Genomic DNA, 14,601 nt, shown 5'->3' with positions numbered 1-14,601 from the left:
CCATGAAACTCATCAAAACAACCGAAGCTGTCGGGCAGGTTCTGTGCCACGATATGACGCAGATCATCCCCGGCAAATACAAGGGCGCGCGATTTTGCAAGGGTCATGTCGTCACTGAAGCGGATATCCCCGTCCTGCTGAGCATGGGAAAAGAAAACCTCTATATCTTTGAGATGGACGAAAGCAAGCTCCACGAGAATGACGCGGCGGAGATCCTGTGTCAGCTCTGCAAGGGCGACAATATCAGCCGCGGTGAGGTCCAAGAGGGCAAGATCGAGCTATCCTCCGAGATCGACGGACTCTTTACCCTTGACAGAGAGAGCTTGAACGCTGTTAATTCTATAGAAGAATTAATGATCGCCACCAGAAAGGGCTTTACCGCTGTCCGCATGGGCGATAAGCTCGCGGGTACACGCGTCATCCCGCTGGTCATCGAGAAAGAGAAGCTCGACCGCGCCAAGTCGATCGTCGGCAATAGCCCCATCATGAGCGTCCTGCCCTATACGCGCAAGACCGCCGCCGTCATCACGACAGGCAGCGAGGTGTTCCACGGCAGGATCGAGGACAAATTCACACCCGTATTGATCGAAAAGCTCCGCGCTTTTGGCGTCACCGTCACCGAGCATCTGACCGTGGACGACGGCACGGACGCGATCGTGGATGCGATCAACGCCGTCAAAGGCAAGGCGGATATGATCCTCTGCACAGGCGGCATGAGCGTCGACCCCGATGACCGCACGCCCGGCGCGATCAAGGCAAGCGGCGCGGATATCGTCACCTACGGCGCACCGGTACTTCCCGGGGCAATGTTCCTCTTAGGCTATTTTGAGGACGGCACACCGATCATGGGCTTGCCAGGCTGTGTGATGTACGCCAAAGCGACCGTATTTGATCTGGTTCTGCCCCGTATCATGGCAGATGTAAAGCTGAGCAAAGCGGATTTCGTCAGTTTCGGAGAAGGCGGATTATGCCTTGGGTGTGACATTTGCACCTTTCCGCACTGTCCGTTCGGGAAATAAACAGCCTATTCCCCGGATTATGGGGAGAGGAGGAGCCGCGATACGAGGACATAACCCGCAAATGAATAGTCATTGCGAGGAGGGCGACCGAGCCCGACGTGGCAATCTCAACCTTAACCAATGCGGGCTTCGCAATGACACCGTTATTGTTACGTCGATTGATTCGGCGGTTACTCAAGGGGAAGGCAACAAGGAGAAATAATCATGTATACAGCAACCATCATCACGATCAGCGACAGAGCCGCAAACGGAATCTATGAAGACAAAAGCGGTCCCATGATCGCGGAACTGCTCAAAGAGCAGGGTTATCAGGTGCTTGATCGCATTATCATTCCCGACGAGAAAAATAAGATTAAAAGCGCTCTGATCGATCACTGTGATAAAGGCATACATCTGATCGTCACCACCGGCGGCACAGGCTTTGCGCCGCGCGATATCACTCCCGAAGCGACCAAAGAGGTCATCGAGCGTGAAGCGCCCGGTATCGCCGAATATATGCGGCAAAAAAGCATGGAGATCACACCGAGAGGGATGCTGTCGAGAGGCGTCGCGGGGATTCGAGAAACGAGCCTGATCATCAACCTGCCCGGCTCCCCCAAAGGAGCGACGGAAAATCTGGGCTTCATCCTCCCCTACCTCGGACACGGATTGGATATGCTGAACGGAAACAAAGAGTGAAACGGCTGAGATTGCCAAGAACTAAATCCTCACATTGACAAATTATTTAATGATATGAAATGAGTACAGGACGACCGATCATCGTCCTGTTTTTGTTTATGATTATCATAGGTCTGACAACCTTCACTCGGTTGAGATTGCCACATCGTCGTCACTCGCCGAGCTTGTGCAGGCTCACCTAACGGCAAGCCTTCGCACCGCGTGGCGGTTCCTCCTCTCCCCACAACTCAGGGAGTTGTGGGGGACCCCATATAGCGATCCCTCGCAATGACAATTATACTATGTTGATAACTACGTGGAAAACATGTTGATATGTTGAGAACCCGACAGGTTTGTTTTTGTCATTATCCTTCTCATTTCATTATCATTCTCTTTTTCTTTATTCTTTTTCTTTCTCTTTCTCTTAGTGCTTTTTGTGACAACCAACCACAATTGTGACAATTGTGCAGTCAGAAAAAAACCGCCCTCGACGAAAACAGTCAAGGACGGATTCATTCTTTATTACGAAGGTCGGCAACCCTCAATCTGCAAGACGCAAGCGTCTACAGACAGCTCCCTTAGAATAGGGAGCCTATTACAGCTTTTCTACGATCGACTTGGTGTCGCGCGCGATCGCCAATTCCTCGTTAGTTGCGATAACGGCAACAGGAATGGAAGAATCTTCGGCGGAGATGAACGCGGTGTCGCGGGTCTTCGCGTTGACTTCTTTGTTCAGCTTCACGCCGGCAAACGCAAGGTAATCGACGACGCTTTCACGCAGAGCAGGCTGATTCTCGCCTAAGCCCGCGGTGAACACGATACCGTCACAGCCGCCCATAGCGACCCAATACTGACCGATGTACTTCGCGATCTGATAATACAGCATCTGGTGTACCAGCGCGGCACGGTGATTGCCCTCTTCCTCAGCCTTGGTCACATCGCGGTCGTCGCTGGAAATGCCGGAAATACCCAAAAGACCGGATTTCTTATTGAGCAGGGTGTTCATCTCCTGCGGAGTGAAGCCCTCTTTCTCAGCGATAAAGGTGACGACGGAGGGATCGAGACAGCCGGAGCGGGTACCCATCAGGATACCGTCGAGCGGCGTCAAACCCATAGAGGTGTCGATGACCTTACCGTTCTGAACAGCGGTGATGGAAGAACCGTTGCCGATATGGCAGGTGATGAGCTTGAGATCCTTGATGTCCTTGCCCATCAGATCCGCCATCGCGCCGGATACAAAGCGGTGAGAGGTGCCGTGAGCGCCGTAACGGCGGACAGCGTACTTCTCATAATACTCATAAGGAACAGCGTACATATACGCCTTTTCGGGCATGGTGGAATGGAACGCGGTATCGAATACGACGACCATCGGGATCTTGTCGCCGAATACCTGCTGACAGCCGCGGATCGCCTGTACATGACCGGCGTTATGGAGCGGTGCGAGCGGGATCAGGCTCTCGATGCCCTTGATGACCTCTTCGGTGACCAGCTCGGGATCGCTGAACAGAGCGCCGCCCTGGACGATACGATGACCGATCGCCGCGACCTCATCGAGGTTCTTGATGACGCCGTATTCTTCGGAAAGCAGCGCGTCGCTGACAGCGAGAAACGCCTTAGCGTGATCGGGCATGGGGATCTCTTTGGTAAAGGAGCGGCCGTCGGCGGTCTTGTGACCGATGAAGGAGCCCTCCTGACCGATACGTTCGCAGTTACCTTTTGCGATCATCTGCTCGGTATCCATATCGATCAGCTGATACTTCAAGCTGGAGCTGCCGGCGTTGATGACTAATATTTTCATAGAATTCTTCCTCCTGTATTGAAATAATAACATTTTTGACCTATACTATAATAGTACATTTCAAAACGTATTTCAAGTGTTTTATCAAGATAATTCACTTGAGAAACCGTCATATGACAACCCTCAGTCACCGTGACACACGTGTCCGGTGACAGCTCCCTTAGGAAAGGGAGCCTGATTGGATGAGATTGCCACGCTTATCCCCATCCCTCGAAATGACGAATTTATAAAAGCTGGTGAGAATATGAGCCGCGCGGCGGTGATTTGTGAGTTCAATCCGTTTCATAACGGGCATAAATTTCTTATAGAGAAAATAAAGTCTGATCCTCATAACGATGTCGTTTGCGTCATGAGCGGCAACTTTGTCCAGCGCGGCGATATCGCGATCACGGATAAATACGCCCGCGCTAAAGCCGCCTTACATAACGGCGCGGATATCGTCGTGGAGCTGCCGACCGTCTACGCGATGTCAGGAGCGCAGACCTTCGCGGAAAACGGCGTGCGTATTGCCGCGGCAATGAACTGCGACAGGCTGTATTTCGGCGCGGAGAATTCGATCAGCGACCTGAAAGAGGTCACCGGTCTGCTCGAAAACAAGCTGATCAACGACAAGATCCATGATTTGATGAAGAACGGTCAATACTACCCCAAGGCGCTGAGTATGGCGGTCGGAGATAAGTACGCCAAGGTACTCGATCAGCCGAACAACATCCTCGCGATCGAATACATCAAGGCTTGTCAAAAATACGGGCTCCTGCCGATCGCCATCCCCCGCAAGGGCGTGAATCACGACGAGAATATCATCCGCGACGGGATCGCGTCCGCGAGTAAAATAAGAGAATTGATCGAAAAGGGTGAATCGTACAAGCTGCTCACACCGATGGAGATCACCAACGTCAGCACCATCAAAAGTATTGAGCCTGCGATCCTCTATCGGCTCAAAACGATCACGGCGGAGGAACTGCGCAAGATCGCCGATGTTAGCGAGGGGCTGGAATATCGGATCATCGAAGCGGCAAAGCAGTATAATTCTTTATCGGAAATATATAACGCGATCAAAACAAAACGCTACACGATGGCACGGATTCGCCGCATCATTCTCTCCGCGTTTCTCGGCATTACCGCGGAGATGCAAAGCACCCCTGTCCCCTATCTGCGGATCCTCGGCGTCAAATCGGTATTGGCGGGAACATTGGCGGGCGCGAAGCTGCCGTTGATCGTGAGAACGAAAGCGGACTATGAAGATCTGAATCATATTTCCGCAAAAGAAATATTCAAAGTTGATCTGCGTGCCTCCGAGGCGATGAACATCGCAAGACATGCTGATCCGATCAACGAATTCACCCAAGGCGTGATCAAAATATGATCCTATATCACAAAAGGCTGTCATGACGACAGCCTTTTTCTTATCCCGATCAGACGGGATGGACTTTATTCTCTTTGTCGAGTAATTCGGAGTTGATACCGAGCTTTTTGTTGCGGCGCTTCTCAAAGAAGTCGATCGCGACCTTCGGGAACTGGGCGTAGCTGAGAACGTCCTCTTCCTGCTCCAAATACTGCGGAATCTCGGCGCGCAGCTTTTCAAGTTCCGGCTCAAGCAGATCGGCGGGACGACATTCGATGGGCTTCATATCGCCGATAATGCGCTTGCGGAACTCGGGGTCGATAGGCATCGGGGTGGTGCCGTATTTGCCCGCGACCAGATCCTTGAACTCGTTGGTGCACATCTTGTAACGCTCGCCCATGATGACGTTGAACACCGCCTGCGTACCGACGATCTGAGAGGTCGGGGTGACGAGCGGCGGATAACCGCTGTCCTCACGCACACGCGGCACTTCCTCGAGCACCTGCGTGAGTTGATCTTCCTTGCCCGCCTGTTTGAGCTGACTGAGCAGGTTGCTCAGCATACCGCCCGGCACCTGATAGATCAGCGCCTTGGCGTCGGTAGCGAGCATCTTGGGATCCAAAAGACCGCTCTTGATATACTTCTCGCGCAGGGTCATGAAGTATTCGCGGATCGGGGTCATGCTCTCGAGCTTGATGCCCGTATCATATTCGGTGCCCATGAACGCGGCGATCATGCTCTCGGTCGGCGCGTGAGAGGTACCCAGCGCCAGCGGAGAGATCGCGGTGTCGATCATATCGACGCCCGCTTCTACGCCCTTCATCAGGCACATGGAGGCAAGTCCGGAGGTATAATGGGTGTGGAGCTGCAAGGGCAGATCGACCTCGGACTTGATCGCCTTGACGAGCTTTTCGGTACGGTAAGGGGTCAGCAGCGCCGCCATATCCTTGATGCAGATGGAGTCGGCGCCCGCATCCGCGATACGCTTGGCGTATTCGACATAGTACTCGTCCGTAAAGACGGGGCCGGTGGTGTAGCTGATCGCTACCTGCGCGTGAGCGCCTTCCTTCTTTGCCGCCTTGATAGCGACCTGCAGGTTCTTGATATCGTTCAGCGCGTCAAAAATACGGATGATATCGATACCGTTCGCGACGGAACGCTGTACAAAATACTCAAGAACGTCGTCGGCATAATGACGGTAGCCGAGCATATTCTGACCGCGGAAGAGCATCTGGAGCTTGGTGTTCTTACAATGCTCGCGAATGGTGCGAAGACGCTCCCACGGGTCTTCATTCAAAAATCGCAGACAGCTGTCAAAGGTCGCGCCGCCCCAGCATTCGAGCGAATAGTAACCGATCTTATCCATCTCATCGAGGATCGGGAGCATCTCTTCGGTCGTCATACGGGTCGCGATCAGGCTCTGGTGCGCGTCGCGCAGCGCTGTCTCTGTGACTAAAATCTTCTTGCTCATCTTATTCTCCTTAGCCTATGGTCACGAGGGTCGCGCCGGTGTCTACACTCTCGCCTTTGCTGACGGAGATACCGGTGACGGTGCCGTCCTTAGGCGCCTTGATCTCGTTCTCCATCTTCATCGCCTCTAAAACAACGAGGACGTCGCCCTTCTTGACGGACTGACCGTCGGACACGTTGACGGATACGATCGTGCCGGGCATGGGCGCGGCGACCTTTTCACCCGCGCCGACAGATACCTTTTTGGGGGCGGCTTTCACATGAGCGGGAGTCTTTTTGGGAGCAGCGGCAGGCGCCGGAGCGGGAGCGGCGTCAGCGCCCAGCTCTTCTACCTGTACGTCATATGCGACACCGTTAACGGTGATTCTCAGATTCTTCATAATCGTTACCTCATATTTCTATAGTTTATCAGATCGAAAGGATCGCGCGTTGTGCGACCGCTATTATACTTTCGTCGTATGCTTCTTGGGCAAGGTGGATACGCGCTTGCTCAGCAAGATCTCGATCGCGCCGGTCAGCTTATCGCGCAGCGTGTCGGGTTCGACGATATCGTCGATATAACCGTCCTCAGCCGCTTTGACCGCGGTGAGATTCGCCTTGACATACTCCATCGCGAGCTGATCCTGTTCTGCCGCGGGAGCGTCGGCGATACTGTTGTCGAGGATGAACGCCGCCGCCTTGGGAGCGATGGGAGATACGATCGCGTCATCCAGTGCGTAGACCAGATCAGCGCCCGCGGTCGAACCCGCCAGCGCGATATAGACCGCTCCTACCGCGGTACCGGAGATGATCGAGATCTTGACGGCGGTAGCGTCGGCATAGGTCGAGATCAACTTGGAGGCGTCGGAGAGATTCTCGAACTTTTCCGCGTCAACGATGGTGATCAGCGGGATCGAGAACGCGTCGCAGAAGCGAACATGCTTTGTCATCTTTTTGGCGCCGTCAGCAGAGATCACGCCGCCCTTGGTGACGATGATACCGACAGGATAGCCGTTCACCCTGCCGAACGCGGTACAGACAGGCTCGCCGTAACCGCCGCCGACACAGAGAAGCGAATCCTCATCGGCAAAGTACTTGGGCAGCTTATCCGGCTCGGCATACGCGGGGATCGGCTCAAACGCGGGAGCGGGCTCGAGGTTGTTTGCCGGGAGATATGCGAGCAATGCCTTCGCCTGATCCACACATGCCTCATACCCTTCACAGATAAAGGAAACAGCGCCCGCTTCCAGATTATCCTGCGCAGAAGCCTTGTCGCCGATCGTATCGACGCTCAGCTTCGCGTCTTTCTCCATGATGATAAAGTCGGCGGCTGACGCGATCAGCGCCGAGGTACCCATGCAGCTGCCGAGAATGACGGAGATCTGCGGGACGATACCGCTCAGCTTCGATGACTTTCTCAATATCTCGCCGTACGCGGAGAGAAGCTCATATTTCTGCTCCAGTCTGCCGCCGACGGAATTGTAGAAGCCGATCACGGGAGCGCCGGTTTTCAGCGCCAGATCATAGAGCTCGGTGATCTTCTTGGACTGCGCCCTGCTCATCGCGCCGCCGCAGACGTCGACATTCTGCGCGAACGCGTAGACGTTGACGCCCTCGACGGTACCGTAGCCGGTGACCGCCTCCGCTTCACCCGAATCGCCCTTTAAATACGCGTCGGTCTCGTTAAAGCTGCCCTCATCAAAAAAGGCGTTCAATACATCGTAGGATGAATACTTTTCAACTCCCACAAACATTCCTCCTAACAGGCACACCGATAAACCTGTGCCACATAAATCTTCATTTTATATTATATTACAACCATTCCAAAATAGCAAGGGGAAAACAAGAAATATCTGTTGAAACCTTTGAGATAAACACAGGATATCATTTGCCGCGTCAATCGAGTGTATCCGTATCAAAAAACAAAAGAAAAAGCCCCCTTCACGGGGCAATGTCATTAAGTTAAGAAATCGTATCTCGCTGATGCTCGATCAATTGATACAATTCCTCAGTCCCTGTTCAGGGACAGCTCCTTTTACCAAAAGGAGCCTTCTTAACTTAATGATATTACCTTTCCGGGGAGCGGTAGGATCAATCGTGTGAATGGTTCAGTATTTTGGACAGATCGCTTTTTGCCATGCCGTCCTTGACCGTAAAGCGCAGTGCCTCCAATGTCGGATACAGCACCGGATCAGCACACTCAAAATAATAGCAGGAGTGATTCAGCCCATAGGAGCCGATGGCGCGGATGATCGTGTCGAGGATCGCATAGGTCGGCTTGTCGATATGCTCCGGATCCTCCGGCAGCGGCAACAGCTCGTCCACGACGATGATGTAGCCGCGGTGATGAAAGCGGATATAGCCGCAGGGAGCGTCATCCAAAAAGGCGTTCAGCGTCTTTTTGTCACTCTGTTCATTTTTCGGATCGGGTTTGACTACGAGCATGATCGTTCTCCGTTAGAAATATTATTTTAGAATAAGCCAAAACAGAAAGATTGCGCCCAATGTCGTTGCGTTAAGAAAATGTATCTCGCGAATGCTCGATCATTTGATACAATTCCTCAGTCACCCGACACTCGTGTCGCGCGACAGCTCCTTTTACCAAAAGGAGCCTTCTTAACGAACGGAACTGAGAGAACCTCTCCCCTACATCAGTTCATTGATATCAAAATCAGGGTTGGGATTGGGGTCGGCGGATAATTTGCGCACCTCGATATCGGTCAGGTCACGGTACATGCCCGAACGCAACTTGCCGAGCTTGACGCCGCCGATGGCGATCCGCTTCAATCGCGCGACCTCCAGCCCGACCGCATCACACATCTTGCGGATCTGGCGGTTCCTGCCCTCGCGGATAACGATCTCGAGGATACAGCGCTCGTTATCCTTGTCACGGCTGACGACGCGCACCTGCGCGGGCGCGGTCTTTCTGCCGTCGATGACAACGCCGCTTTCGAGCTTCGCGACCTGTTCATCATTGATATTCGGGCGCACGGTCACGCGGTAGACCTTGTTGACATGCTTTTTCGGGTGCATGACATGGTTGGCAAACTCGCCGTCATTGGTCATCAGGAGCATACCCTCGCTGTCACGATCAAGTCTGCCGACGGGATAAAGCCGAACGTCGATATCCTTGATCAGATCCGCGACGCACTTTCTGCCGCGCTCATCGCTCATCGTGGTGAGCACGCCGCGCGGCTTGTTGAGCATGATATAGCGAACCTTCGGTTTGGCTGTGCCGGTGACACGGCGCTTGCCGACATAGACCTTATCACGGCGCGGGTCGACCTTGTCGCCGATCTGAGCGACTTTGCCGTTGACGCGCACCCTGCCTGCCGCGATCATTTCTTCACTTTTTCTGCGCGAAGCAACGCCGCAGTCGGCGAGCATTTTCTGCAATCTGACTAACTGTGCCAATGTAACAAATCCTTTATATATGTGAATAAACTTCGTTTTTGATGATCCTGATCGACGGCTTGCGCCGTTTTGATCGGCGCTTGTGACAACACCTCTCCGTCAGCGGTACAGACGACCTTTCCGACACACATATCCTCCGCAATCGGAGCATACAGAAACACAGGCAGATAGACCTGTGTGGAAACGTCCTCCGCATCGGCGGGTACGACAACACGAATCTCCTCCGTGTTCAGGGAAACGGAATCCGCTTCTCCTCCGACTACGCCGATGGAATCCCTGTCTGTATCGACCGTCATCGCTTTATAGCGCGAAAAGCCCTCTTCATACAGCTCGGTGTGGTCGCCCCAATCACTGCGGTCATTGAGCGTGACGGCGATCAGGGTGAGATCGTCGCGTCGTGCCGCGGTGACAAGACATCGCCCTGCCTGATCCGTAAAACCGGTTTTGCCGCCGATACAATCCTTGTACATCCTCAGCAGCTTGTTGTGGTTCGGATAGGTGATGAACTTGTCGGCGGGATAGATGAAACGCACTTCCATCGAGGTCTGCGAGGTGATGAAGGCAAAATCCTCATTCCGCATGGCATACGCCATCAACAGCGCCATATCATAGGCGGTGGAATAATGCAGATCGTCATCCAACCCGCTGGGTGTGACGAATCGGGTATGCTTCATCCCGATCACAGCCGCCTTCTCATTCATCAAGTCAGCGAAAGCCTCCGTACTGCCTGATATCGCGATCGCGGCGGCATTGGCGGCGTCGTTGCCCGACTGCATCATCATGCCGACGGCAAGGTCATAGAGCGTGACCTTCTCCCCTTTTTTGAGGTACATGGAGCTGCCCTCGGCGGCCATTTCATCGGTGAATTCCACCACGCGATTATCGACCGCGGCTTCTTCGAGCGTCAGCAGGGTCGTCATGATCTTGGTGGTCGACGCCATCGGGAGCTGTTGATCGGCGTTCTGAGACAAAAGGATCTTTCCGTTATCCGGACAGTACAGCACATATGCCGCGGCGGCAACGGGAACCTCTTCCGCGTGAACGGAAAGAGTCGAAAGGACGCAGATCAACCATGACAGCAGCAAAGAGAATAGCTTTTTCATCGAATCACCCGATATATCTTATGAGAGATACGGGAAATTTATGATGCGCTCAGCCTTTATCAAAGGATGATACAGTCAAGCTGCCTTATCTTGATGGTTGTTATGATCAAGCCTCAAACTTGTCGAGATCGTTCTCGAGGTCGGTCTTGTCGTCTTTATCCTTCTTGATAAAGGATGAGATCTTATCGAACGCTTCGGGGATCATACCGACGATACGATCGGCAGCGCCGTCATACTTTTCGATCGGGATGAACTTGGTAACGCCCTTGCTGATGCTGAGAAATCCAAGAGGCTGGATCGTAACGCCCGCGCCGGAACCGCCGCCGAAGCAATCACGATTCTCCTTTTTGGTCGGCAGATCGGAGCCGCCGGACGCAAAGCCGTAGGTCACCTTGGAAACGGGAATGATCACCGTACCGTCGGGAGTGGTGATCGGATCGCCGATGATGCTGTTGACGTCGATCATTTCCTTGATTTTTCTCATAGAGGTATCCATTAAACTGTTGATAGGATGGTCACTCATAATTACATCTCCTTTTTATGATATCTTTGTAATTGCCGAGAAAATGTTTTCACAACAAATTATTTCTTAAATTTTGCTTTCAGGAACAGGATCAGGAATCTGAAGCCTGCCTTGAGCGCCGCGCCGAGGACAAAGATGATGCGCAGGTATACATGGATATCCGCGTAGACCTCGGTGGGCTTTTCGGGATCGAATACCGGCTCGATGCTGATATTGTAATCCCTGCACACCGTAGCCGAAGCTAAGATATTGATGGAGGGATAGAGCGCGGAACACACCTTGCCGTAGGTCAGCGCGACCGTTGCGGCGTCCTCACCCGACAGCATAATACCGACGTCGAGCTTCTCGAACACGACATGAGAAAAGATGCCCTTGAGCATACCTGTCGCAATGTTCGCCAACGAGCGGAACAGCTCGATCAGCCCCGTGACGCCGTGCTTATCCTTGAGCTTTGCGAGGAAGGATGGCTTTTTTTCCTCTTCTTTTTTATCCTTCTCCGGTTTTTCCTCTTCCTTCTTTTTCTTCTTATTCGGCTTCTTTTCCTTTTTCGGCTTCTTTTCTTTCTTCTTGGTTTCGTCCTGCGGGAGGAGCTTGATCTTAAAGAAAAGAATCTTCAAGGAGAGGGTCAGATCCTCCGAATACAACAGGAACACCTGAACCCGGATCAGCGAAATGAGAAAGATCAGCAAGAGGATCCCCAGTAATATATACAGGATTACCAAGTTACTTACCTTCTACTGCTTCGGCGACGATCTCCTCAACCGTACCGGTGACAGTATCGTCGTTGGTTTCATCAGGCTGAGAAGTCTCACCGTTCTCAGCTTCCTTTTCATTTTCAAAGATACTGAGCTGTTTGCCGCGATCACCCTTATCCTCATCCTTCGGGATAGGCGGCAGCTCGTCCAGCGAGCGGATCGAGAAACAGCGCAGGAAATGGTCGGTCGTACCGTAGAGAAGCGGTCTGCCGGGCAATTCCAGTCTGCCCTTCTCTTCGATCAGACCCTTTGTCGTCAAAGAGCCGATAACGCCGGAGCAATCAACGCCGCGCACCTGCTCAACAAAGCTCTTGGTGACAGGCTGGTTGTACGCGATGACGGCAAGCACCTCCATCGCCGCCTGAGAAAGCGGGATGTTGCGCCTGAGATCCATCGCCTTGCGCACCTGCGGAGCGAACTGCTTGACGGACACCATCTGATAGCTGTCATTGAGCTGAATGATGGTGATACCGCGCTCCAGCTCGGCATATTCGCCGATCAAAATATCCATCTGCGTCTTGACGGCGCTTTCGGGAATCTCCAGCGCCTCAGAAAGGCGTTTGATATCTACGGGATCACCCGCCGCGAACAATATTGCCTCGATCGAGGAACGATATTCTTTTTCTGTCACGATGATCCCTCCTTACTTTTCTATCATATGGACGATCGCTTCGTCGCCGTCGCCTTCGATACGGACGCGCTTGCCCTTGACAAGCTCCAATACCGCGAGGAAGGTGGCAACCAGCTCGCTTCTGCCGCTGCCGGCTTCAAACAGCTCCTTGTAGGTCACGGTCCTGCCGTGCCACAGACGGCGCATCACGTGGATGATACGCGACGATACGGATACGATCTTTTTACTGACGATGCCAGCAAACGCGGAACGATCGGGCGGGAGCTTGCGCTGTCCGCGTCCGACGGCGCTGACATACGCCGCGGAGATATCCATCGGGTCATGGATACGGTTATAGGTCAGATCGAACTCCACCTTGGACGGTGACTTGGTGAAGGTGTCGAAGTCCACCATCGGAGCGAGCATACGGGCGATCTCACGACACTGCTGATACTCGATCAGCTGTCCGGTGAGCTCTTTTTTCAGATCCTCCGCCTCATCCTCGTACTTGGGCAGGAGCATCGCGGATTTGATATATACCAGACGGGACGCCATCTCGAGGAATTCGGAGGCGATATCCATCTCATTCTCGCGCATCAGCTCGATCTGCTCCATATACTGCTCGAGCAGCTCGGCGATCGCGATATCATAGATATCGATCTTATTCTTGATCACCAGCGTGAGCAACAGATCCAAAGGACCGTCATAGACCTCAAAGTGATAGGTCAACTGTTTTTCGCCGACCTGCATCGTGTTTGCGTCGGAGGGCAGGATGGTGATCTGATTATTCTCTTGTTCAGGCATCATACCACTCCTATGATTAACGTTAACGGGATGTTTCTTATACCGGATAGCGCAAGTCCATTTCGAGAGGAGCAAGCACATATCGGGAGGAGCAAGCCCATTTCGGGAGGAGCAAGCCCCTCCCCTACAGATTTATGATTTATTTGACAAAGGAAAACGGCAGTGATGTGATCCAGTTAACAAAGGTCAGCACGTATTTGCTCAGGAAGTTGAGCGGAACACTCAGCACGCCCATCCATAACAGCGCGATCAGCACGATGGAGATGATGTTCTGGTAGCGATAGAACCACGCGACCGCTCTGTCCGGCAAAAAGACGAACAGTATCTTGGAACCGTCGAGCGGCGGGATCGGAAGCAGGTTGAATACCGCAAGACTGACGTTAATCTGGATATAGAACACCAAAAACAGATCGAGATAGTAACCGAAGCCCTCACCGGCGAAAAAATCAGGCGCGAACGCGGCAATCGCGTGAAAGATCAGCCCGCCGACGATCGCGGCAACAATATTGGCGACAGGACCCATCAAAGCGACGATGCCCATACCGAGCTTGGGGTTCTTGAAATTACGGGGATCAATCGGAACGGGCTTTGCCCAACCGAATCCGAAGAGCAGCAGTGCCAGCGCGCCGAACGGATCGATATGCGCCATCGGATTGAGGGTCAGTCTGCCGCGGTATTTGACGGAAGTATCGCCGAGCTTGAGCGCGGTGAACGCGTGCGCCCATTCATGGAACGGCAATACAAGAAATACGATCACCAATATCGCGAGAACCTGCGTCAAAGCCGCGGTGAAATCCAAATTACCTCTGAGTAAACTGAACAGCATAAATATCACCAAATTATCAATTCTTATATTTACATATCAATACAGAATATAGTATACTATAAATCGAAACAAATAGCAAGTTGAAAAAGATAGAATAAATTTTGAAAAAACACTTGCATTTTAAAAAGATTTCTGCTATTATAAACGAGTTAACGTATGTATTACTTTATATTATGATTTTCAAAGGAGGTGTACAAGCATGGCAAAATGTGATTTTTGCGGCAAGGATGTTAAATTCGGCATCAAGGTCTCTCACTCACACAGACGTTCCAACAGAACCTTCAAGCCTAACGTTCAG

The 14,601-nt window shown here is 52.6% G+C and carries 16 protein-coding genes; 4 read left to right on the top strand and 12 right to left on the bottom strand.

The window, feature by feature from the left end; translation table 11 throughout:
- Window positions 1-2: 2 nt before the first annotated feature.
- Both JKK62_RS03545 and JKK62_RS03540 read left to right on the top strand, forming a co-directional pair.
- Window positions 3-1,019, top strand: a complete 1,017-nt coding sequence (locus JKK62_RS03545) for a molybdopterin-binding protein (RefSeq protein ID WP_186833489.1) — start codon at window positions 3-5, stop codon at window positions 1,017-1,019.
- A gap of 204 nt (window positions 1,020-1,223) precedes the next feature.
- Complete coding sequence (locus JKK62_RS03540; protein WP_186833490.1) at window positions 1,224-1,697, top strand: MogA/MoaB family molybdenum cofactor biosynthesis protein; 474 nt, start codon at window positions 1,224-1,226, stop codon at window positions 1,695-1,697.
- A gap of 574 nt (window positions 1,698-2,271) precedes the next feature.
- Here JKK62_RS03540 and JKK62_RS03535 read toward each other — a convergent pair.
- Complete coding sequence (locus tag JKK62_RS03535) at window positions 2,272-3,474, bottom strand: acetate/propionate family kinase (protein WP_186833491.1); 1,203 nt, start codon at window positions 3,472-3,474, stop codon at window positions 2,272-2,274.
- Between the two features lie 244 nt (window positions 3,475-3,718).
- Here JKK62_RS03535 and JKK62_RS03530 point away from each other — a divergent pair, with 244 nt between their 5' ends.
- A complete protein-coding gene (locus JKK62_RS03530) occupies window positions 3,719-4,840 on the top strand; it encodes a tRNA(Met) cytidine acetate ligase (RefSeq protein ID WP_207752128.1) in 1,122 nt (373 codons plus the stop codon).
- Window positions 4,841-4,889: 49 nt separating this feature from the next.
- On the opposite strand, the gene JKK62_RS03525 is transcribed toward JKK62_RS03530, so the two are convergent.
- The 11 genes from JKK62_RS03525 to JKK62_RS03475 all read right to left on the bottom strand — a co-directional run bounded on the left by JKK62_RS03525 (window position 4,890) and on the right by JKK62_RS03475 (window position 14,303).
- A complete protein-coding gene (locus JKK62_RS03525) occupies window positions 4,890-6,290 on the bottom strand; it encodes an oxaloacetate decarboxylase subunit alpha (protein WP_186833493.1) in 1,401 nt (466 codons plus the stop codon).
- A 10-nt stretch (window positions 6,291-6,300) separates the two neighbouring features.
- On the bottom strand, window positions 6,301-6,669 hold the full coding sequence (locus JKK62_RS03520; protein WP_186833494.1) for a biotin/lipoyl-containing protein: 369 nt from the start codon (window positions 6,667-6,669) through the stop codon (window positions 6,301-6,303).
- Window positions 6,670-6,732: 63 nt separating this feature from the next.
- The gene (locus JKK62_RS03515) at window positions 6,733-8,016 is read right to left on the bottom strand and encodes a carboxyl transferase domain-containing protein (RefSeq protein ID WP_186833495.1); all 1,284 of its coding nucleotides are present in this window, start codon (window positions 8,014-8,016) and stop codon (window positions 6,733-6,735) included.
- Window positions 8,017-8,359: 343 nt separating this feature from the next.
- Entirely contained in the window at window positions 8,360-8,713 is a 354-nt protein-coding gene (locus tag JKK62_RS03510) for a hypothetical protein (RefSeq protein ID WP_186833496.1), read from the bottom strand.
- Between the two features lie 201 nt (window positions 8,714-8,914).
- Window positions 8,915-9,682 (bottom strand): pseudouridine synthase, encoded by a 768-nt coding sequence (locus JKK62_RS03505; protein ID WP_243411748.1) that lies wholly within the window; start codon window positions 9,680-9,682, stop codon window positions 8,915-8,917.
- Window positions 9,670-10,785: a D-alanyl-D-alanine carboxypeptidase family protein gene (locus tag JKK62_RS03500; RefSeq protein ID WP_186833497.1), complete on the bottom strand. Its 1,116-nt coding sequence runs from the start codon at window positions 10,783-10,785 to the stop codon at window positions 9,670-9,672. The genes JKK62_RS03505 and JKK62_RS03500 overlap by 13 nt, the downstream gene beginning before the upstream one ends.
- A gap of 106 nt (window positions 10,786-10,891) precedes the next feature.
- Window positions 10,892-11,308: a GerW family sporulation protein gene (gene ytfJ, locus JKK62_RS03495; RefSeq protein WP_186833498.1), complete on the bottom strand. Its 417-nt coding sequence runs from the start codon at window positions 11,306-11,308 to the stop codon at window positions 10,892-10,894.
- Between the two features lie 59 nt (window positions 11,309-11,367).
- Window positions 11,368-12,030, bottom strand: coding sequence for a DUF2953 domain-containing protein (locus tag JKK62_RS03490; protein WP_186833499.1), 663 nt, complete (start codon window positions 12,028-12,030; stop codon window positions 11,368-11,370).
- 1 nt (window position 12,031) lies between these two features.
- Window positions 12,032-12,694, bottom strand: coding sequence for an SMC-Scp complex subunit ScpB (scpB, locus tag JKK62_RS03485; protein WP_186833500.1), 663 nt, complete (start codon window positions 12,692-12,694; stop codon window positions 12,032-12,034).
- 12 nt (window positions 12,695-12,706) lie between these two features.
- On the bottom strand, window positions 12,707-13,480 hold the full coding sequence (locus JKK62_RS03480) for a segregation and condensation protein A (RefSeq protein WP_243411747.1): 774 nt from the start codon (window positions 13,478-13,480) through the stop codon (window positions 12,707-12,709).
- Window positions 13,481-13,616: 136 nt separating this feature from the next.
- The gene (locus tag JKK62_RS03475; RefSeq protein WP_186833501.1) at window positions 13,617-14,303 is read right to left on the bottom strand and encodes a site-2 protease family protein; all 687 of its coding nucleotides are present in this window, start codon (window positions 14,301-14,303) and stop codon (window positions 13,617-13,619) included.
- 199 nt (window positions 14,304-14,502) lie between these two features.
- Here JKK62_RS03475 and JKK62_RS03470 point away from each other — a divergent pair.
- On the top strand, window positions 14,503-14,601 hold a 99-nt coding region (locus JKK62_RS03470), incomplete at its 3' end, for a large ribosomal subunit protein bL28 (RefSeq protein ID WP_279380599.1).

Source organism: Ruminococcus difficilis (genome assembly GCF_016680995.1).
Note: the sequence above shows the minus strand (reverse complement) of the source record. Positions and strands in the feature narration are given on the sequence as shown.